This is a genomic window from Polaribacter sp. Hel1_33_96, from assembly GCF_002846595.1.
Lineage (GTDB): Bacteria > Bacteroidota > Bacteroidia > Flavobacteriales > Flavobacteriaceae > Polaribacter.
Genome location: NZ_PJMV01000001.1, coordinates 132,491 through 152,572 on the forward strand (window position 1 = coordinate 132,491; position 20,082 = coordinate 152,572).

The window sequence follows — 20,082 nt, forward strand, 5'->3', positions numbered from 1 at the left end:
TACATAATGCGCAGTTTTAATACTAAAGTAGTTATAACGCCATTATGTAAAATAGCCACACCACCCAACGCTCGCATCTGATATTAATAATATTTAGATATTTAAACAACATTCAGTCTTTAATGCATTGTTTTTATAAGTGATTTTCTCTTTATTTTCAAACCATAAAGAAAGGATGCTATTCTATTCTTAGGTCTTACATCATCAAGTTTGGATTTTAGATTTTTTTCACACCATTCCAATAAATCAATAGAATTTGTAAAGGTTTCTGATTGCAGTTCTTGACTAACAAAGAAAATAGTAATATGGTTTTTACTTGTTATAGTAATTTCTTTAATATCAGGAAAAATATTTGTGATTCTTGCGATGTCATTTATTGCTTCTTCTAACATAGAATGTTTTTTTTAAATAAATTTACAATCAATGTTTTAAAGAATTTTATGGTTTTCCGTAATACAAGGTTATTTTACCATATTATGTCATTCATTCGCCATTTGGCTAACATTTTTAAAATTTGAGAATGCCTTTGAAGTCAATACATCCACAATTCTCAATTTTTAAAAAAGGCATTAAATAAAATGAATGATAAATCAAATAAATTATCAACATTTGAATACCTATCTAATAGAATACCACCTTTAAAACTCTTACTCTAGAAATTTTATTTTCTATTGAGTTATAACAACCCTCAACAAAAAAACTTATCAATAGAATTAAGATTGAATTTTGCATTTTAGAAATAGCTGAATTAAAGGAAGGTGATATGCCTACTTGATAAAACGTACTTTGTTGAGGTATACTTTTAGTATGATTTACGTTCGATGAATGTAATTATTAATTAGATACTTAATACTTAGAATTCAACAATATTTTAATAGTTCTTTACTACCAAATACGAATTCTAATAATTTGATTTCTTTTTATTTTAATATCAAAATATAAGCCGTCAAACGTTAATGAGTTTATTTTGTAAATTAATTTATGCCAGATAGTTTTAACCAATTTTATCGGATTTACTTCTATTACAAGGTTCACATAAGAGCTGAATGTTTCTGTAAGTATTAGAACCTCCTTTTGAAAAAGGTATTATATGGTCGAATTCTAATTTTTCATTAGAACTACACTCCACACATTTCCCTTCATCTCTCCTCCAAACCTTATCTTTTGTAAGTTGAGAAATTCTTCTACTTTTCCTGGGTATATTGCCTAAATCATTTGTTTCATTTTTGGGAATACCATTTCTAAAAAAAGTAACTTGTTTTTGTACACCAAATATTAATGCGGGTATTTTAACAGTAACTTGATTTTTATCAGAATTTTCGTCAAAAGCTCTTTTTATATCTATTTTATATTGCTCATCTTCTAAGTCAAAGTAATTATCTAAATCTTTAAAACCTATATTACCTTCTTCAAAACATTCATTTTCATTAAAACTAAGATAGTTAGAATAGCCAATTAATTTAAAATTTAATCTACTTGAATTAGCAGTTTTTATAGAAGAAGTTCGAAACATTATAGCTTTAATTAATGGTTGATTACTTCTTAAAGAAGAAAAATCAAATGTTAATTTATCTATTAAATATTTTTTAATTTTTTCATTTGGATTGTTATATGATTCATTAACAAAATCAATGTATTCAGTAAGGGAATTAATTGCAATTTTAGAATCATCCCCTAAATCAATCTTATATATTTTTTTACAACCTGAACATCTTAAGTCTAATTCATAAGAACTTATATCCCAAATATTATAAACATCATTATTACATTTATTACATTTTGGAGTTAGTTTAGATAAAGGTGAAATAAACTTTAAAAGAAAATCATCTTGGATTTTTAGTTTTTGTGAATTATTTTTTATCCAATTATCTTTTTGTTTAAGCTCCTTCTTTTCTTCAGCACCTCCAATAACAAATATTATTATAACAAATAAACCTACTGCTAGTAATGCAGTAAAAAAAATTGCAGGAGATGTTTGTCCTTGAAAAAAAATATTACTTAATAATAGCATCTATCTTTTTGTTTTATTTCAAAAATAATAACTTTTATGAAAGTGTTTAATTTTATTTTATATTTCAGTTTTTTATTTTCTCCAACGTTGTTCTTTACTTTATCTGATCAATAAAGTAGTTATTATATTTACTAAATAAAACCAAACCAAGAAAGTGAAGTGAGGACTTTCGTAAATTGGCTAAAACCAGCAATTAATTTGTGTGTAGTACTATTTCGATTTACTCTTTTTATTGAATTTGTCAAATATTTCTTGTTCGTAAATACCAGCAGTTATAATTTCATCTTGTTTTATTACTATGTCAGTATTTAGCGTTATTTTTTCTAGTTCTATTCCTTCTTGTGCTTCTATATCTTTTATAAATTCATCAATGACTTTAAAATAATTAGTAGTTATAGTCAATTTTTTTGTTTTTGGGTCTCTATAACCACTCAGAATTGGACTTATCGATATGTAATTTGTTTTTTGAGGGATTGGTGTTTCCTCACAGAAACCTATGTATACTTTATGATTAGATAATGTGAGTTGAATTGTTTGCCCATTTAGAGCAGAATCCTTTAAAAGTGTCTCTAACTCATCTCCGTTCTTTTTAACAGCCCATACGACAGAGTCATTTTTGCTATAAAAGTATAATATACATGCTTCAAGGAATAGAAAAAATATGATAGATAATAAACAAGAAAAAATGAAAGTCCAAAAATAATCAGGCTTTTCAAAAGGCACTTTGTTAAGTTTGTTCAGGAAATAAGGAATAATATTTGGGGAAATATTCTGAACAACTGTCCTTATTATAAATCCGATTCCAATAGTAATTACTCCAATTAAAATTGATTCGAATAGAATTCTGCTTCTAGTAAGTCGTTGTGAATTGTACTTTAATAATGATGAGTTGGTTAGGATAAAATAACCAGCCATTATTGGTATCAAGAATAGATTATAAGTCAATTTTTTTAATGTGTTAACTCAAAATTTGATTGCTTGATATCTTCAATCGTGCGTTTTACATCTTCTCTTTTGTAAAATACTTTTTTATCTATGATAAGTTTCCCTGAATTAGTTCCTCTAACACCTTTTGATTTAGGTATCGGTTTACCAAATATAGAATAAACGATTTTTTTCATAATGTTTTAAGTTTGTATTAAATATACTTCAATTTTCATTCCAAAACAAATATATTTTATCTAGAGTTATTTCTTTGTATTACATACAACGACTTATATCTATACTAAATATTTTGATTTCGGTTGAATACCTCTAGATAATACAACTTTCTGTTTGTCATTATTTATTTCATAAAATTAATTAAAATTAGTGGATTAGAATTATGGGTTTCCGTAAACATCTTTATTAAATAAAGAAATTAAAGATTATTTGAAGGTGTGTAACTACAAATTACTTAAACTGAATAACGATTTCACAAAAAAGAATATACAGCTTTAATGATAAAGGTTGTTTTGTAACAAAAAAAACAAGTTATTTTTTAAACGTCACCACCAGACAATGCTACAGAAATTCCATTAATTCGAAAATTAATATCTAGGTGATTTTTCAGGATTTGCGATTTATATTTTTGAAACTTTAAAAATTACGAAGTTTTCAAGTAAAATAAAAGTTGCCAGCAGTTTCATAAACCAAGTTTTTCTTCCAAAGGAATTCCTTTACTTTACATATGTGATTCCTAAAATATTTGGATTTTTCTTAACACAAAAACATCTTTTTTTATGAATCTTTGTAAACATCAAAATCAAATTAATTTTGATGAGATTATAAATCATTAAATGATTATTTTTATAGATAATTTAATGGTTTTAATTTTTTACAATGAAGATATATCCTATAGAAACTGGTAATTTCAAATTAGATGGAGGAGCAATGTTTGGCGTTGTACCAAAATCAATTTGGCAAAAAACGAATCCGGCAGATTCAAATAACTTAATAGACATGAGCATGCGTTGTTTGCTTGTGGAAGATGGAAATCGTTTAACTCTGGTGGATACCGGTTTAGGGGCAAAACAATCAGAAAAATTTTATAGCTATTATTTTTTATTTGGAGATTTTTCTTTGGATGCTTCATTGGCAAAATATGGTTTTCACAGAGATGATATTACGGATGTTTTTTTAACACATTTACACTTTGATCATTGTGGAGGTGTTATCCAAAGAGATAAAAACCAGCTGTTAATTCCTGCGTTTAAAAACGCAAAATTTTGGTCTAATAAAAATCATTGGAAATGGGCAACAGAGCCAAATCCAAGAGAGAAAGCTTCCTTTTTAAAAGAGAATATAAATCCTATTAAAGAAAGTGGACAATTAAATTTTATTGATTTAAATGCAAAAAATCAAGTAGGTTTTGATGTTTTATTTATGGATGGGCATACAGAAAAACAAATGCTTCCAAAAATAGAATATCAAGAGAAAACGTTGGTTTTTATGGCAGATTTATTACCAACCGTTGGGCATATTCCCTTGCCGTATGTAATGGGGTATGATACGAGGCCTTTGCTCACAATCAAGGAAAAAGCTGCTTTTTTAAACGAAGCGGCAGACAATAATTATTACCTTTTTTTAGAACACGATGCACATAATGAAATCTGTACAGTAAAGCATACAGAAAAAGGGGTCCGATTAAATACTACACATACATTTAAAGAAATTTTTAATGAATAGAAGAAGAGAAATGAAGCGTTTAAAATCAATCCTTTTTAGTGCAATAATTGCACTTGTATTCGTGAGTTGTAAATCAACTCAATCAGTTATTAAATTACCAAATTTTGATGCCGTAATAACCATACCTGCTAAAAAAGGAATTTTATCTGATGAAGAAATGAAAACTTGGTCTCATGCAGATATCTTAAAAGATTCCATTGCAGGTATGAGCTTGGAAAAAGCTTATCAATTTTTAGAAGGTAAAAAGGGAAAACAAGTTATCGTAGCTATTGCCGATTCTGGAGTAGATATTGAGCATGAAGATTTAAAAGAAGTACTTTGGATTAATATTGATGAAATAGCAAACAACAATAAAGATGATGACAATAATGGTTACGTTGATGATGTTTTTGGATGGAACTTCTTAGGAAATAAAGAAGGAAAGATTGTAAATACAGATCAATTAGAAATTACTAGAATTGTTAAAAAAGGAAAAGAGAAATTTGGAGATAAAAAAGAAGTAGAAATTGCTGAAAATAATCAAGAAGAATTTCAGCAATATTTAAAATTAGAAAATGAATTTCGTGTAACAATTTCTGAAAAGAAATATGAAATTCTAGAAATGAATCAAACTTTAGAAAATTTAAAACAAATTCAAGGGAATTTTGATGCTGTTAAGAAATTTTCTAAAAAAGAGATTTTAACAGAAACCATTTTAGATAGTATAGAGCCAACAAGTTTAACGCTTATTCTGCAAGTTAAAAATGTGATTAATATTCTAAAACAAGGAATGACTGAGTCTGATTTAAAAGACTATACTCAGCAAGTAGTTGCTTATAGAAATGAATTAGAAAAAGCGATAAAAGGGTATGATTTAGAGATGAATTTTCGCCAATCTTTAGGAGATGATTTGTACAATATAAATGATAAATTTTATGGGAATAACAATGTAATTGGTTCTAAAGTTTTAGAAAAACACGGAACACATGTTGCGGGTATTGTTGCGGCTTCAAGAGATAATAATCTGGGAGCAATTGGTGTTGCAAATAATGTAAAAATTATGACCGTTAGAGTTGTTCCTGATGGAGATGAACACGATAAAGATGTTGCTTTGGGAATAAGATATGCAGTAGATAATGGAGCAAAAATCATCAATACAAGTTTTGGAAAACGTTTTTCACCAAACAAAGAATGGGTTTATGATGCTTTAAAATATGCAGCAAGTAAAGATGTTTTAATTGTAAATGCTGCAGGTAATGATGGTAAAAACATGGATGTAAGAAAATCATATCCAACGGATTCTAAAGATTTAGTTACCGAATTTATAGATAATGTAATTACAATTGGAGCGAGTAGTTTGTATTTTAATGAAAATTTACCTGCCAGTTTTTCTAATTACGGTCAAACAAATGTAGATATTTTTGCACCTGGAGTAGATGTATATTCTACAATTCCAAAAGACGAATACGAACCCTTAAGTGGAACTTCAATGGCGGCACCTTCAACAGCAGGAGTAGCGGCATTAATTCGTTCTTATTACCCTGGTTTGACAGCAAAAAATGTAAAATATATTTTGATGAATTCTGGTGTAAAAATAACTTTTGATGTTATAAAACCAGGTTCACAAACTGAGGAAAATCAAAAAGGAGAATTAATTTCTTTCTCAGAATTATCAGTGTCAGGTAGAATTATAAATGCATACAATGCCTTGCGATTAGCAGATTTTTTATCGAGTAAAAAATAACGTTTCAAAACGTCAACGAATCTTTCTAGTTTATATATTTTTATAACAAATTAAATCCAATTTAAAATGAAAAAAATACTCTCTCTATTACTATTATCTGTAATAATAATTTCTTGCGCTCAAATAAAGGAAGTTCATACTTTATCAGAAAAAAATAAAAAAACTGATATGAATTTTGGCTCTCCTTATTGGCAACAACATGTAGATTACACTATGGATATTGATGTAGATGCGAACAACTATCAGTACAAAGGAAAACAAAAGTTAGTGTATACAAATAACTCCCCAGATGAATTAAATAAAGTGTTTTATCATTTGTATTTTAATGCCTTTCAACCAGGCTCTCAAATGGATGTTCGTTCTTTAAATATTAAAGATCCAGACAGAAGAGTAAAAGATAGAATTAGCAAATTAATGCCAAATGAAATTGGTTATATTAAAGTAAGTACCTTAAAACAGGATGGAGCAGCAGTTAATTTTAATACGGTAGGAACCATTTTAGAGGTTACTTTAAATACCCCAATTAAATCTGGAGAAAGTGTGACTTTTGATATGGTTTTTGATGCTCAAGTTCCTATACAAGTCCGAAGATCAGGAAGAAATAGTAAGGAAAATGTTGCGCTTTCTATGGCTCAATGGTATCCTAAAATGGCAGAATATGATTTTGAAGGATGGCATACACCACCCTATATTGCGAGAGAATTTCATGGAGTTTGGGGAAATTTTGATGTAACACTTCATATTGATAAAAATTACGTTGTTGGTGGCACCGGATATGTGCAAAACCCGCAAGAAGTTGGTCATGGTTATGAAGATGCAAGCAAAGAATTAAAGTTGCCAAAGGGCGATAAGTTAACCTGGCATTTTAAAGCGCCAAGAGTTCATGATTTTATGTGGGCTGCAGATCCAGCATATATTCACGATGTTTTAAAAATGGAAAACGGAATCGATTTACATTTTTACTATAAGAAAACTTTGGAAGAAAAGTATTTAAAAAATTGGAAAGATTTACAGCCAAAAACTGCAGAATTGATGACCTATTTTTCTGAACATGTTGGTGAATATCCTTATAAACAATATTCTGTAATTCAAGGTGGAGATGGAGGAATGGAATATGCCATGTCTACATTAATTACTGGACAGCGTAAATTTGGAAGTCTTTTTGGAGTTACAGCGCATGAAATGGCACATACTTGGTTTCAGTTTTTACTAGCAACCAATGAAAGTTTGCACCCTTGGATGGATGAAGGTTTTACATCTTATATCTCTAACAAAGCTGAAAATGAAATTTTAAAAGAGAATAAAGAAAATCCACATGCTGGTTCTTATAGAGGTTATAGGGCAATTGTTTCTAGAGGTTTTGAAGAGTCTTTGTCCACTCACGCAGATAGATATGATACAAATTGGGGGTATGGAACCGCAAGTTATTCAAAAGGAAATATATTTTTAGCGCAATTAGAATATATTATTGGTGCAGAAAATACAGCAAAAGGAATCAAAAAATACTTTACTGATTTTAGTTTTAAACATCCAACGCCAAACGACGTAAAACGTTCTATGGAAAAAGTTTCTGGTATTCATTTAGACTGGTATTTAAACGAATGGACTCAGACTTTACATACAATAGATTATGGTATAAAATCTGTTGAAGGCAATGAAATTACTTTAGAAAGAATAGGTCAAATACCAATGCCAATTGATTTAGAAGTTACTTATACAGATGGTACAAAACAAAACTATAACATTCCCTTAAGAATGATGAGAGGAGCAAAACCAACATCTGCAACTGTTATTGAAGATTGGGGTTGGGCATATCCAACGTATACTTTTGAGGTTTCTAAAGAAGTGAAATCGGTTACGATTGATAAAAGTGGTTTGATGGCAGATATGAATTTAGAAAATAATAGGTTTACAGTAGAATAAAAAGATAAAAAAGTTAGTGATTTAAGTGAGGTAAAAGCCTCACTTTTTTTATACTTATTAATCTTAGTCTATAATTATCTTTTTATTTTTTCTCCCATTTGTAGTAATTAATTCTACTAAATAAACTGCTGATTTCAAATTAGGAATTTTTATGTTGTTCTGAGGCATGCCATTAAATTTTGTGTCAAAAACCTGTTTTCCTAATATATCAAATATTTTAATTTTTGCTATTTCATTTTTTAAGCCTTTAACAACCAGCGTTTTATTGTCAGATTTGTAAATAGTAATTTTTTCTAAAGCTTCTAAATTTGGAGTAGAGAGTGATTGGGAAGTAGTATGTAAATAAAATCTTCCTATACCATTTATATTTTCGGTCAAAGTTATTTTATATTCGGAATTATCTTCATCTAACCTTACAAAAGAATTTAGCAGCCTATCTTCCAAATAAATTTTTATAGCGTCTGGAAAATCTACAGCATTCAAAGAAAATACAAATGCATTATTTGCTTGTCCTTTTAAACTTATAGGTACAACTAAACTCTCTATTTCTGATACAGGTAAAGATTGAATTGTAAAATTCTTACTTTCAGAATTTTCTAATAAATGAGTATTAACGTCAAAGTTAGCACCTTCAAAGTTTTCTATGTCTTCTGCAGAATCAAATCCTTTTGTTGCTGTTGTAGAATATATAATATCTGTATTTATTTTCACTTCCCCTTGAACCGTAAATAATTTTATAAATGGAATTTCAGAAGAATTTTTATTAAAAGTATGTGAGCCAGTAGATGGTTTTATGTTTCTTTTATTAGAATCAAAACTTAAAGCTGTTGCTGTATTCGATTTTATAAAGAAACCTTGAGCAGGTGTTATAAATTGTTCTGTAGATGTTACTAAATTAGTTATTGGTGTATATTTTTCTTGAGATTTATCCCAAATATAAGCAGCTGGTATAGCTATATTTGTAGAATTATCTTCTAAAAAATTATTATCACCATTTTTATTAAGAGGATAGTAGGTTGTGTAAGAATTTCCTACTGCATTCCATTGATTAGCGATAACAGTTTTATTTATACTGGTAGTTGTTAAATCTCCTGAAAAACTTACATTACCATCAAAATTTCTAGAAAGAGAAAAACCAGTACCAATATCAAAAGTGAATGATGAATTTGTATTGGTGTCAAAATATTCCCATTTGGGATTAATAACATTAGAATCATTGTAATACGCAATAGCATATCTATTTGGAGTAACAGAAGTGTTTACTCGAATCTCGTTGCTCAAATTTTGGGCAAACTCTAATATCTTTTGATTGTTTACCGGAGTCGTTAATAGACTCCATTTATTAGCTAACAAGCCTCCTCTATTGTAAGTAACATTGCCATTTGACGTACCTTTGACAAATAAAACACCACTGGTGTTTATATCAGCATTTATAGTTAAGTTTCCTAAGTTTGTTAAATCATTATTTACAGTTAAAGCACCGTCTTTTTTAATAATTAAAGATGCATTGGCTCTTAATTCCAAATTTTGAATTACAGATTCTAAAGTTTCTAAAATAGGTGAATTAGATAAATTTGTAATAATTACATTATTTGTAGATGAGGGCAATATACCTCCATCCCAATTTGCAGAATTAAACCAGTTTGTGTTTACGGAACCATTCCAATAAATACCCGATAATGTTGCCCCTTGCAAAAACCCTTGAGATAAAGTATTTGTTCCATTATTTAAGATATCTGTACTAACCTCACCCAAAGCATAAACCATAGAATTATTACTTTGCGATGTAAATTGACCAGCACCGCCAATTACTTGATTTTGTAAACTTTGAGAAATTGTTTGTAAACTGGTTAAAAACAATAATAAAAAGATAAAATTTCTTACCATTTAATTACTTGTTTTTGATCATTTTTTCTAATTTATCTACAATAGCTTTTAATGCTTTTACTTCATTTTTAAGATTTTCAATATCATTTTTGCTATCTTTTTTTATCTCATTCGAAACTTTACTTGCTATTTTAGCAGAAGCCCCACCTGTAAGTCTATCAGCTGTTTTTGCGTGTAAAGCATAAGGTACACTTACTAATTGAGTAGTCCCGAAATCTTGATAACTAGTGGCTCCTGCAACATCTGCTTCTACTTTTAAAAAGTAAATAGCATCGGACCATTCAATAGTGCTAAAAGTACCACTTACAACAGCTCCATTTCCAATTTTAAAGCCTGCTAAACCCTTGCTATTTGTGGTTGCACTATGGGTTTCTTGGTATACACTTGTGCCAGAACTGGTGTCTTTTAAAATACTAATTCTAAAAGATACAGTTGTATTTAATAAGGGTTCATTATTAACATTTAAAATAGCAGTTTGATAATTAAAGAACAACGGTGTTTTATCTGTACTTGAATTATTCGCTCTAGTTTCTAAAGCAGTGACTCTTGCATCTAAACCATCTATTGTAGAAGAAGACCAAGCATCTCCTTTCCATGTATATAATACTTTATCTTCAGTGTCATAAACTAGCATTCCAATGTCATCTGCAATTAGGCTTTCTCCAAGTGTTGTCCTTTGTGCATTGGTAACCCTGTTTACCAGAAAACCTTTATCAGTATCTGCTAAATCTAAACTGGCTTTTATATTTGGTGTTTTTGTGCCTATACCAACACTAACCCTGTTTGTAACTAAGTCTCCACCCAGAACCATAGTATTTGCAATAGTTGCCTCTGACTCAAAGCCAATTGCAATGGCATTGTTGGCAGTTACTTTAGAAGATGCACCTATGGCAATGGTCTTGTTACCACCAATGATAACTCCATACCCTAAACCTACATTATAACGATTAAAATTATTATAACCTACACCATTAAAATCTGCTCTTGCACCTAATATTAAATTGTAACTTCCTTCTCTGTTCGTGTGCCCTGCTCTGTAACCAAAATAAGTATTCTCTGTTGCCCTATTATCAGTGGTGTTTGTTCTGTTATTGTCCCAGCCAGATCTATAACCTACAAAAGTGTTGCCAGAAGTATGTTCTGTTGATGCTCCTGCTGCTTGCCCAATAAAAGTATTGTATTTCCCTATACCTACATCTGTACCTGTAGAATCTCCTACAAAAGTATTGTAGTAACCCGTAGTTAAATCGATGCCAGCATAATTACCAATAGCTGTATTTCGATATCCAGAGGTTAAACGGTTTAGTGCATAAGAGCCAACTGCTGTATTATCGGAACCAGTTGTTGGATTTGTTGCAGCAGGACTAACAACACCATTACTTGCTGAAACAAAGTCAGAAGAAGCTCCTCCTGCTTTGTGCCCTATAAAAGTATTGTCATCTCCTATTGTACTATTTAAACCTGCAGACTCACCTAAAAAGGTATTATTATCTCCTTCTGTATTATTAAAACCTGCAGCATTTCCTATAAAAGTATTATCACCTCGCGTTGTATTGAAATATCCTGCTAAAAAACCTATAAAAGTATTATCAAAACCGCTAGTGTTATGGTACCCTGCTTTATAGCCTAAAAATACTGTTTGAGTTTGAGTGCTAGTAGTTATATTTTTACCAGCAGCAAAACCCAATGCGGTATTATATGAACTTGAAGTAGTATTGTAAAGTGTAGAATCGCCAACGGCTATATTATACTCTCCAGAGGTTACATTCTGTAAAGATAAAGAACCTGCATTGTAATTTCCTTTTTGTGCTAAAGTAAGTTGAATTGTAAAAAAGAATACAATAATAAAAGTTAGTTTTTGCATAATTTTTATTTTAAATAAACTAAATATATAGTATTTTATGCAAAATAGGTGTGTTTATTTTTAATAAAAAGTATGAACATGATAGTGTTTAATATATTTTGCCGAAAATTGTCTAGTATTTTGAAACAAAAGAGCAAACAAAATTTTGTTAAGAATAGGGTCTTAATTAGTAGTTGAAGGTTATTGAATTAATTTATCTATTTTTTCACTTGGGATAAATCCTTTGAGCATTAAAAATACACCACAAATAATTAAAATAATTCCCATAATTTTCTTTACTCTATAAATTACACGCGGGGTCATTTTATTTTTCAGTTTTTTAGCTAAAACTATTTTTCCTAAATCTGTAACAAAATAGCTAATTAGTATCGTACCAAAGTACCAAAAAATTGCAGTTTGATCCATTTTTAAAGCAGGACCAATTACTAAAACGGTTCCTAACCAAAAAGCTAGCACACCAATATTTATAAAGTTTAAAAAGTAGCCTTTTAAAAAGAGTTTTAAATAATTATTTTTAATAGGGACTTCTATAATTTTAGCAGATTCTAGTGCTTCTTTTTTATTTTCTTTGTTGAAGTATGTTATTAACCCATAAATGACTAAAACCAAGCCACCAATAAAAAATAATCGTGGATCGTCCTTTATTTTTTCTAATAAAGGTCTACTTCCGTAATACGCAATTAAAATAAAAGTAAGGTCACCAATAATTACTCCTAGATCAAAGACAATGGCGGCTCTAGCTCCTTTTAAAATACTAGTTTGAATCAGCATAAAAAAAACAGGGCCAATCATGAAAGCCATAAAAAAACCTATTATTAAAGCATTTTTAAAGTCGTAAATATCCATATTTAACAAAAATACGGAATTTTATACATCATCAAAGTCTATGGTAACTTTTGGCGTTGTTGGATACGCTTGGCAGGTTAAAACTAAACCTTCTTCAATTTCACTATCTGTTAAAATTGAGTTTTTAACCATAACCGCTTTTCCCTCTGTAATTTTCCCTAAACAAGAACTACAAACACCACCTTGACAAGAATATGGAGCATCTATGTTTTTGCGCAAACTTGCAGCTAAAATATTATCTGTTTGTTCCATGGTAAACGTAGTTTTCTCGTCATCTAACAAAACAGTAATTTCTGTGGTTCCTTCTTTAACTTCAGAAGCAGCTTCTTCATCAACAGTAGCTGTAAATAATTCAAAATGAATATTTTCTTTAGTAATTTTATTATTCTCTAAAGTTTTTGAAACTTCATGAATCATTTCTTCTGGCCCGCATAGAAAAACTTGATCAAAAGAAGTTTCTTTGTACATGTTCTTTACAAAATAGTTGGTAACATTTTCATCAATTCTGCCTCTTAATTCATTTTTTACGTTCTCTCTGCTAAAAATATAATGTAAATTAAATCTATCTGAAAAAGATGCTTTAAGCGTATTTAATTCAGAATGAAACATGGTGTCTGCCTCAGATTTATTTCCATAAACTAAAGTAAATGTTGCAGATGCTTCAGTTTCTAAAACTGTTTTAATCATGGATAAAATTGGTGTAATTCCACTACCAGCAGCAAAACCAATATAATTTTTGTTTGCCTCAGGGTTTAGTAAAAAACGTCCTTCTGGTGCAGTAATTTCAATTTCATCACCAACTTTTAGAAGAGAGGTTGCATAGGTAGAAAACTTTCCGTTTTCAACTGCTTTTATTGCGACTCTGATATCTCCGCTTTGTGGAGTAGAGCAAATGGAATAGGCTCTTCTAATTTCGCTGCCATTTATTTCTTTTTGCAACGTAATATATTGCCCAGATTTAAAGTTGAAATTAGATTTTAAGTTTTCGGGTATGTTAAATAGAACAGAAACTGCATTTGCAGTTTCTTGTTGGATTTCTTGTATGTTTACTTTGTAAAATGCTGACATTAAATATGTTTTACACCAAATTATTTGCTACTAAATATTCGGCAATTTGAACTGTGTTTGTAGCTGCACCTTTTCTTAGGTTATCCGCAACAATCCACAAATTTAATGTATTTTCTTGAGATTCGTCCCTTCTAATTCGTCCAACAAATACTTCATCTTTATCATGAGCATTTATTGCCATCGGATACACGTTGTTTGCTAAATCATCTTCAACAATAATACCTGGAGTATCTGTTAATATTTGACGAACTTCAGCTAAATTAAAATCATATTCAAACTGAACATTTACAGCTTCAGAATGCCCACCGGAAGTCGGTATTCTAACAGCAGTTGCCGTTACAGAAAAAGAATCATCACGTAAAATTTTCTTTGGTTCTTTAACCAATTTCATTTCCTCTTTTGTGTATCCGTTTTCTAAGAAAACATCACAATGAGGTATTGCGTTTCTTCCAATTTTATGAGGATACGCCATTTCACCTTCAATACCAGCTTCTTCATTATCTAATTGTTGAACCGCTTTTACACCTGAACCAGAAACAGATTGGTAGGTAGAAATTACTACACGCTTCATTTTATATTTTAAATGTAAAGGAGATAAAGCAGCTACTAACTGTATTGTAGAACAATTTGGATTTGCAATAATTTTATCATCCTTTGTTAAAACATCACCATTAATTTCTGGAACTACTAATTTTTTAGTAGGATCCATTCTCCATGCAGAAGAATTATCTACTACAGTTGTCCCAACTTCAGCAAACTTTGGAGCCCATTCCATAGAAGTATCTCCGCCAGCCGAAAATAGCGCAATATCTGGTTTCATCTTCAAAGCATCGGCTAAAGTTACAATGGTATATTCTTTTCCTTTGTAAGATAATTTTTTTCCAGCCGATCTTTCTGATGCAACAGGAATAAATTCTGTTATCGGCAAGTTACGCTCTTCTAATACTTTTAACATTACTGTGCCAACCATTCCGGTTGCACCAACTACAGCTATTTTCATTGCCCTAAATTTAATTATTTAAATAGAGCTGCAAATATCTTAAAAAAAAGGGTGAAACAAATTACACAAACCCCAATAAATCATAGAAAGTTTAAAAATTTAGCAAATAAAATCCTGATGTTTAAAATTAAACGATTTGATTGAAAATTAATATTTTTGAGGACTATACATACCTTCTTTAAACCTTTTCCATTTCGCAATGTCTCCGGTAAATAAATATTGCTTAGATTGGTTAAAAAGAGTAGTTATATAACCAATACTAGCTCCAGAGCTAAGGATAATAGGTGATAATAAAAAATAATTAGCACGGACTATAGCGTTGTACTTATTAGATCTTTTTGTTTTCAAATAAGTGATTTCATTGGAAGGAATTATCATTGATTCATTTCTTTTTTTTAGAACAAGGGTAGAGTCTGTAATTTTAACAATTCTTCCTTTTGCATTTTTTTTTACCATATTGGTTAATTACTCCAACGAATATTTTAGATTTTTTTGGCAGCTCTTAGGATTTAATATTAACACATAAAAATAAGGCTATAGCAACTAATAAATACTTCATAACAATTGTTTTGGTTAAATTCTTTATGGCGAGATATACATTAATTATTAATACACAAAATCCTTTTTTAAAATAGAGAAACACCCATATGTGAGTGTTTCTCTATTATTTAGTTTAAATAAAATGAATTATGCTACCGCACTTAATTTTTGAACTTTTAAACCCTTGTATTTTGTAATTGAAATCTTCATCATAATAGAAACAATTAGCGCAATTATAAATAATCCTGCAAAAATGACCAGAGTTGTATCTAAAGAACCAGTTTGTTCCTTAACCATATCGTAAACTGTAGGTCCAATAACACCTGCTAATGCCCAAGCAGCCAATACCATTCCGTGAATTGCTCCCAGTTGTTTGGTTCCGAATAAGTCACCTAAGAATGCGGGTAATGTTGCAAAACCACCTCCATACATAGTAATTACGGTAAAAAGTACAATTAAGAAAATACTTTCAACTCCAATTTTTGGTAAGAAATAAAATGCTAAAATTTGGAAAGCAAAGAAAATAATAAAAGTATTTGCTCTTCCTAAATAATCTGACAATGAAGACCAAATAATTCTACCTAAACCATTGAAAACCCCAATAAAACCAACAATTGCTGCCGCTTCCATGGGTGAATAATTTAATTTTTCTTGCATCATTGGACTAGCTGCAGAAATAATTGCAATGCCACAGGCAATATTAATAAACATCATAATCCATATGTAATAAAAACGAGTAGACTTTAGCGCTTCATTTGCGGTAATATTAGAAATATCTTCTTCAATTATTTTTCCTTCACCTTCTTTAAAGCCAGCAGGAAGATAACCTTCAGGAGGTCTTTCAATATATCTTGAAGATGTCAATATTAAAATCATGTAGATTACTCCTAAAATGTAAAATGCATTTGAAACTCCAACGATTTCAAATAATTTCGCCATTGCTGGACCAAAAATTAATGCGGCAAAACCAAACCCCATTATTGCCATTCCTGTTGCTAATCCTCTTCTATCTGGAAACCATTTTACTAATGTACTTACTGGTGTTATATATCCTATTCCTAAACCGATTCCACCGATAACTCCATAAAATAAGTAAAATAGGGTTAGAGATTCTATTTCAACTGCTAAACCTGAACCTAAAATACCAATTCCATATAAAATTCCTGCTGTGGTTCCGCTAATTTTTGGACCTACTTTTTCTACCCAGCGACCCAAAAGTGCTGCTGACAACCCTAATAATAAAATGGCAATTTTAAACGCCCATTTAATTACACTTCCTTCAACATCAAATATTTCTTTTACTGGATTTGTCATTACAGAATATGCATACACAGATCCTATGGAAATATGAATACCCACAGCAGATGCTGCAATTAACCATCTATTTTTTAGCTTTGGTGTGTTCATTATTTAATTAATTTTAACTTTATCAAAATAGTTGCTTAAAATAGTGGACGCTTCTTTTAATTCTTTTTGAGTGTTTTCTCTTGCATCTTTCAATTCGTAATCCCAACCTAAAGCTTCCCATTTATGGATGCCTAATTTGTGATAAGGTTGCAATTCTATTTGCTCTATTGTGGTGTAATCTTTAAAATAGTTACCTAATTGATGCAATAATTCAGGAGTATTTGTAATTTCTGGTATTAAGACATACCGCAACCACATTTTTTTCCCAGAAGCTTCTCTGTGTTTAGCAAAATTGAAGGTAGTTTCTTTATTTTTTTTACCGGTGATTTTTTGAAACCCTTCTTCAGTCATGTGTTTAATGTCTAACATTACCAAATCTGCATAATCATCTAATAACTCAATAACAGGGTGATTTAACATTCGACCATTGGTATCAATATTAGTATGAATTCCCTCTTCTTTTAATCTTTTGAAGAAAGAAATAAGATTATGAGCTTGTAATAAAGGTTCTCCTCCAGATACGGTTACGCCACCTTTTTCACCAAAATATGATTTCATTTTTATAGCTCTTTGCACCAAATCTTCAATATGATGTTCTTCTCCTCCATGCGTATCAATTGTATCTGGGTTATGGCAGTATTGGCATTTTAATTTACATCCTTGTAAAAAAACAACCATTCTAATTCCTGGTCCATCATGAGTTCCAAATGACTCTATAGAATGAACGTTTAATATGTTTTCTGAAGTTTTAATTTTTCTGATATTTAAGTGAATAAAAAAAGGGATTCAAAAAAAATTGATAGTACTTTTCTAAAAAAGTAAGCTCTTTTAAGAGTCAATTGTTTTTTTGAACCCCTTATGAATACATAAAAAGGACTACATAGATTCGTGGAACGAACGCGAAATAACTTCCATTTGTTGTTCTTTGGTTAATCTTATAAAATTAACAGCGTATCCAGAAACTCTAATCGTTAATTGCGGATGATTTTCTGGGTGCTCCATGGCATCTATTAAAGTTTTTCTATCTAATACATTTACATTAAGGTGTTGTGCGCCGTGTTCGAAGTATCCTGTCAAGGTAGCTGCTAAATTGTCTATTCTTTCTTCTTCAGTAGCTCCTAAAGATTTTGGAACTATAGAAAATGTGTTAGAAATTCCGTCAAGGGAATCTTTATAATCTATTTTAGCAACAGAATTTAAAGAAGCAATTGCGCCATTTGTGTCACGCCCATGCATTGGGTTTGCGCCAGGAGCAAAAGGGATACCTGAAGCTCTACCATCTGGTGTTGCTCCGGTTTTCTTACCATACACTACATTAGATGTAATTGTTAATACAGACATTGTAGGATCTGCGTCTTTATAAACTTTTAATTTTTTTAATTCATTATTGAAGTCTTCAACACTATTGTGAGCAAAAATATCGACTCTATCATCATCATTTCCATATTTAGGAAATTCTCCTTCAATCTTGAAATCTACAGTTAAACCTTCTTCATTTCTAATAGGTTTTACTTTTGCATATTTAATTGCTGATAAAGAATCTGCTACAATTGATAAACCTGCAATACCATAAGCGATATTAATTTGTGGGTTTGTATCAATTAAAGCCATTTGAGCTTTTTCGTAGTAGTATTTATCATGCATATAATGAATAATGTTCATGGCATCATTGTAAACACGAGCTACTTGTTTCATAGCTACTTTAAAGTTAACCATTACTTTATCGAAGTCTAAATATTCATTATCATCAGCTTCAATTCCATCAACCATTTGAGTTCCTGTAATTTCACATTTCCCCCCATTTACAGCTAGTAATAATGTTTTAGCTAAGTTTGTTCTTGCTCCGAAAAATTGAATTTGTTTTCCAATTTCTTGATAAGAAACACAACAAGCAATTCCATAATCATCAGAACCTCTTAAAGTTCTCATTAAATCATCATTTTCAAACTGAATAGATGAAGTATCAATAGCAACTTTTGCACAGAATTTTTTAAAGTTTGATGGTAATAAAGGAGACCATAAAACAGTAATATTCGGTTCTGGTGATGGGCCTAAGTTGTATAAAGTATGTAAGAAACGGAAAGCAGTTTTTGTTACTTTAGAACGTCCATCATTTAATATACCACCAATTGCTTCAGTTACCCAAGTTGGGTCTCCAGCAAAAATTTCATCATAAGCAGCCATTCTTAAGTGACGCACCATTCTTAGTTTCATTACAAATTGGTCTATATATTCTTGTGCCTCCACTTCAGTTATAATACCGTTTTGTAAATCTTGTTCAATAAAAATATCTAAAAAAGTAGAAACATTACCCAATGACATGGCAGCGCCATCTTGCTCTTTTACAGCAGCCAAGTATGCCATATATGTCCATTGAACCGCTTCTTGTGCACTTTCTGCAGGACGATTTAAATCTAAATTGTAATGATTACCCATTACGATCATCTCTTTTAATGCTTTAATTTGTTCAGAAACCTCTTCTCTTAAACGAATTACGGCATCTGTCATTGGCCCTTCAATATTTGCTAAATCATGTTTTTTAACTTCAATTAATTTGTCAATTCCGTATAAAGCAACACGTCTATAATCACCAATAATTCTGCCACGTGCATAATTATCTGGCAACCCTGTTAAAAAACCTAAGGATCTAAATTTTTTGATTTCAGCATTATAGGCAGCAAAAACACCATCATTGTGTGTTTTTACGTATTTAGTGAATAATGTATTAATATTTTCACTTGGTTTTAAACCTTGTTCTTGTAGTGCTTTTTGAACTACTTTATAACCCCCAAAAGGTTTCATAGCTCTTTTTAAAAGAGTATCAGTTTGTAAACCAACAATCACTTCATTTTCTTTGTCTATATAACCTGCTTCAAAATTTGAGATTCCAGAAATAGTTTCTGTATCAACAGAGTGAACTCCACCTTTTTTTCTTTCTATTTCAGTTGCTTTTTTACAAACTTCCCATAGTTTCTGAGTTTTCTCACTTGCGCCAACTAAAAATTGGGCATCTCCAAAGTAAGAGATAATGTTTTTTACAACAAAATCTCTAACGTTAATAGAGGTATTCCAAACTCCTTTTTTAAACCCTTCACTTTTTGGTTTTTCTAAGATTAATTCTTCTATTTCCATCACTTTATGTATTT

General features: G+C 30.3%; 16 protein-coding genes. 3 read left to right on the forward strand and 13 right to left on the reverse strand.

Annotated elements, in window-relative coordinates; genetic code table 11:
- Positions 1–119: 119 nt before the first annotated feature.
- From ATE90_RS00680 to ATE90_RS13495, 4 genes are all read right to left on the reverse strand, one after another.
- Positions 120–392 carry a hypothetical protein gene (locus ATE90_RS00680; protein ID WP_036782677.1) on the reverse strand — a complete coding sequence of 91 codons (273 nt, stop codon included), beginning with the start codon at positions 390–392 and terminating at the stop codon, positions 120–122.
- A gap of 602 nt (positions 393–994) precedes the next feature.
- Entirely contained in the window at positions 995–2,011 is a 1,017-nt protein-coding gene (locus tag ATE90_RS13620) for an HNH endonuclease (protein WP_052107471.1), read from the reverse strand.
- A gap of 210 nt (positions 2,012–2,221) precedes the next feature.
- Entirely contained in the window at positions 2,222–2,938 is a 717-nt protein-coding gene (locus ATE90_RS00690; RefSeq protein ID WP_143741092.1) for a hypothetical protein, read from the reverse strand.
- Positions 2,939–2,961: 23 nt separating this feature from the next.
- The gene (locus ATE90_RS13495; RefSeq protein WP_156105366.1) at positions 2,962–3,132 is read right to left on the reverse strand and encodes a hypothetical protein; all 171 of its coding nucleotides are present in this window, start codon (positions 3,130–3,132) and stop codon (positions 2,962–2,964) included.
- 700 nt (positions 3,133–3,832) lie between these two features.
- Here ATE90_RS13495 and ATE90_RS00695 point away from each other — a divergent pair.
- From ATE90_RS00695 to ATE90_RS00705, 3 genes are all read left to right on the forward strand, one after another.
- Positions 3,833–4,678 (forward strand): MBL fold metallo-hydrolase, encoded by an 846-nt coding sequence (locus tag ATE90_RS00695; RefSeq protein WP_036782683.1) that lies wholly within the window; start codon positions 3,833–3,835, stop codon positions 4,676–4,678.
- Positions 4,671–6,401 carry a S8 family peptidase gene (locus tag ATE90_RS00700; protein ID WP_235317671.1) on the forward strand — a complete coding sequence of 577 codons (1,731 nt, stop codon included), beginning with the start codon at positions 4,671–4,673 and terminating at the stop codon, positions 6,399–6,401. Before ATE90_RS00695 ends, ATE90_RS00700 begins: the two co-directional genes overlap by 8 nt.
- Positions 6,402–6,467: 66 nt before the next feature.
- A complete protein-coding gene (locus tag ATE90_RS00705; RefSeq protein WP_036782686.1) occupies positions 6,468–8,324 on the forward strand; it encodes a M1 family metallopeptidase in 1,857 nt (618 codons plus the stop codon).
- A 63-nt stretch (positions 8,325–8,387) separates the two neighbouring features.
- On the opposite strand, the gene ATE90_RS00710 is transcribed toward ATE90_RS00705, so the two are convergent.
- The 9 genes from ATE90_RS00710 to pflB all read right to left on the reverse strand — a co-directional run bounded on the left by ATE90_RS00710 (position 8,388) and on the right by pflB (position 20,068).
- Positions 8,388–10,211, reverse strand: coding sequence for a T9SS type A sorting domain-containing protein (locus ATE90_RS00710; protein ID WP_036782689.1), 1,824 nt, complete (start codon positions 10,209–10,211; stop codon positions 8,388–8,390).
- Positions 10,212–10,215: 4 nt separating this feature from the next.
- Positions 10,216–12,075 carry a hypothetical protein gene (locus tag ATE90_RS00715; RefSeq protein WP_036782693.1) on the reverse strand — a complete coding sequence of 620 codons (1,860 nt, stop codon included), beginning with the start codon at positions 12,073–12,075 and terminating at the stop codon, positions 10,216–10,218.
- Between the two features lie 180 nt (positions 12,076–12,255).
- Complete coding sequence (locus tag ATE90_RS00720; protein WP_036782696.1) at positions 12,256–12,921, reverse strand: LysE family translocator; 666 nt, start codon at positions 12,919–12,921, stop codon at positions 12,256–12,258.
- Between the two features lie 21 nt (positions 12,922–12,942).
- The gene (locus ATE90_RS00725) at positions 12,943–13,989 is read right to left on the reverse strand and encodes a ferredoxin--NADP reductase (RefSeq protein ID WP_101450585.1); all 1,047 of its coding nucleotides are present in this window, start codon (positions 13,987–13,989) and stop codon (positions 12,943–12,945) included.
- Positions 13,990–13,999: 10 nt separating this feature from the next.
- The gene (locus ATE90_RS00730) at positions 14,000–14,989 is read right to left on the reverse strand and encodes an aspartate-semialdehyde dehydrogenase (protein WP_101450587.1); all 990 of its coding nucleotides are present in this window, start codon (positions 14,987–14,989) and stop codon (positions 14,000–14,002) included.
- Positions 14,990–15,136: 147 nt separating this feature from the next.
- Positions 15,137–15,445, reverse strand: coding sequence for a hypothetical protein (locus ATE90_RS00735; RefSeq protein WP_036782705.1), 309 nt, complete (start codon positions 15,443–15,445; stop codon positions 15,137–15,139).
- 231 nt (positions 15,446–15,676) lie between these two features.
- On the reverse strand, positions 15,677–16,936 hold the full coding sequence (locus ATE90_RS00740; RefSeq protein ID WP_101450589.1) for an L-lactate MFS transporter: 1,260 nt from the start codon (positions 16,934–16,936) through the stop codon (positions 15,677–15,679).
- 3 nt (positions 16,937–16,939) lie between these two features.
- Entirely contained in the window at positions 16,940–17,722 is a 783-nt protein-coding gene (gene pflA / locus ATE90_RS00745) for a pyruvate formate-lyase-activating protein (protein ID WP_366132843.1), read from the reverse strand.
- Between the two features lie 90 nt (positions 17,723–17,812).
- A complete protein-coding gene (gene pflB / locus ATE90_RS00750) occupies positions 17,813–20,068 on the reverse strand; it encodes a formate C-acetyltransferase (protein ID WP_036782715.1) in 2,256 nt (751 codons plus the stop codon).
- Between the last annotated feature and the right edge of the window lie 14 nt (positions 20,069–20,082).

Excerpts from the sequence above, each read along its gene's own strand:
- ATE90_RS00680 (WP_036782677.1), bottom strand. The coding sequence starts at position 392 with ATGTTAGAAGAAGCAATAAATGACATCGCAAGAATCACAAATATTTTT.
- ATE90_RS13620 (WP_052107471.1), bottom strand. The coding sequence starts at position 2,011 with ATGCTATTATTAAGTAATATTTTTTTTCAAGGACAAACATCTCCTGCA.
- ATE90_RS13495 (WP_156105366.1), bottom strand. The coding sequence starts at position 3,132 with ATGAAAAAAATCGTTTATTCTATATTTGGTAAACCGATACCTAAATCA.
- ATE90_RS00695 (WP_036782683.1), top strand. The coding sequence starts at position 3,833 with ATGAAGATATATCCTATAGAAACTGGTAATTTCAAATTAGATGGAGGA.
- ATE90_RS00700 (WP_235317671.1), top strand. The coding sequence starts at position 4,671 with ATGAATAGAAGAAGAGAAATGAAGCGTTTAAAATCAATCCTTTTTAGT.
- ATE90_RS00705 (WP_036782686.1), top strand. The coding sequence starts at position 6,468 with ATGAAAAAAATACTCTCTCTATTACTATTATCTGTAATAATAATTTCT.
- ATE90_RS00710 (WP_036782689.1), bottom strand. The coding sequence starts at position 10,211 with ATGGTAAGAAATTTTATCTTTTTATTATTGTTTTTAACCAGTTTACAA.
- ATE90_RS00715 (WP_036782693.1), bottom strand. The coding sequence starts at position 12,075 with ATGCAAAAACTAACTTTTATTATTGTATTCTTTTTTACAATTCAACTT.
- ATE90_RS00720 (WP_036782696.1), bottom strand. The coding sequence starts at position 12,921 with ATGGATATTTACGACTTTAAAAATGCTTTAATAATAGGTTTTTTTATG.
- ATE90_RS00725 (WP_101450585.1), bottom strand. The coding sequence starts at position 13,989 with ATGTCAGCATTTTACAAAGTAAACATACAAGAAATCCAACAAGAAACT.
- ATE90_RS00730 (WP_101450587.1), bottom strand. The coding sequence starts at position 14,989 with ATGAAAATAGCTGTAGTTGGTGCAACCGGAATGGTTGGCACAGTAATG.
- ATE90_RS00735 (WP_036782705.1), bottom strand. The coding sequence starts at position 15,445 with ATGGTAAAAAAAAATGCAAAAGGAAGAATTGTTAAAATTACAGACTCT.
- ATE90_RS00740 (WP_101450589.1), bottom strand. The coding sequence starts at position 16,936 with ATGAACACACCAAAGCTAAAAAATAGATGGTTAATTGCAGCATCTGCT.
- pflB (WP_036782715.1), bottom strand. The coding sequence starts at position 20,068 with ATGGAAATAGAAGAATTAATCTTAGAAAAACCAAAAAGTGAAGGGTTT.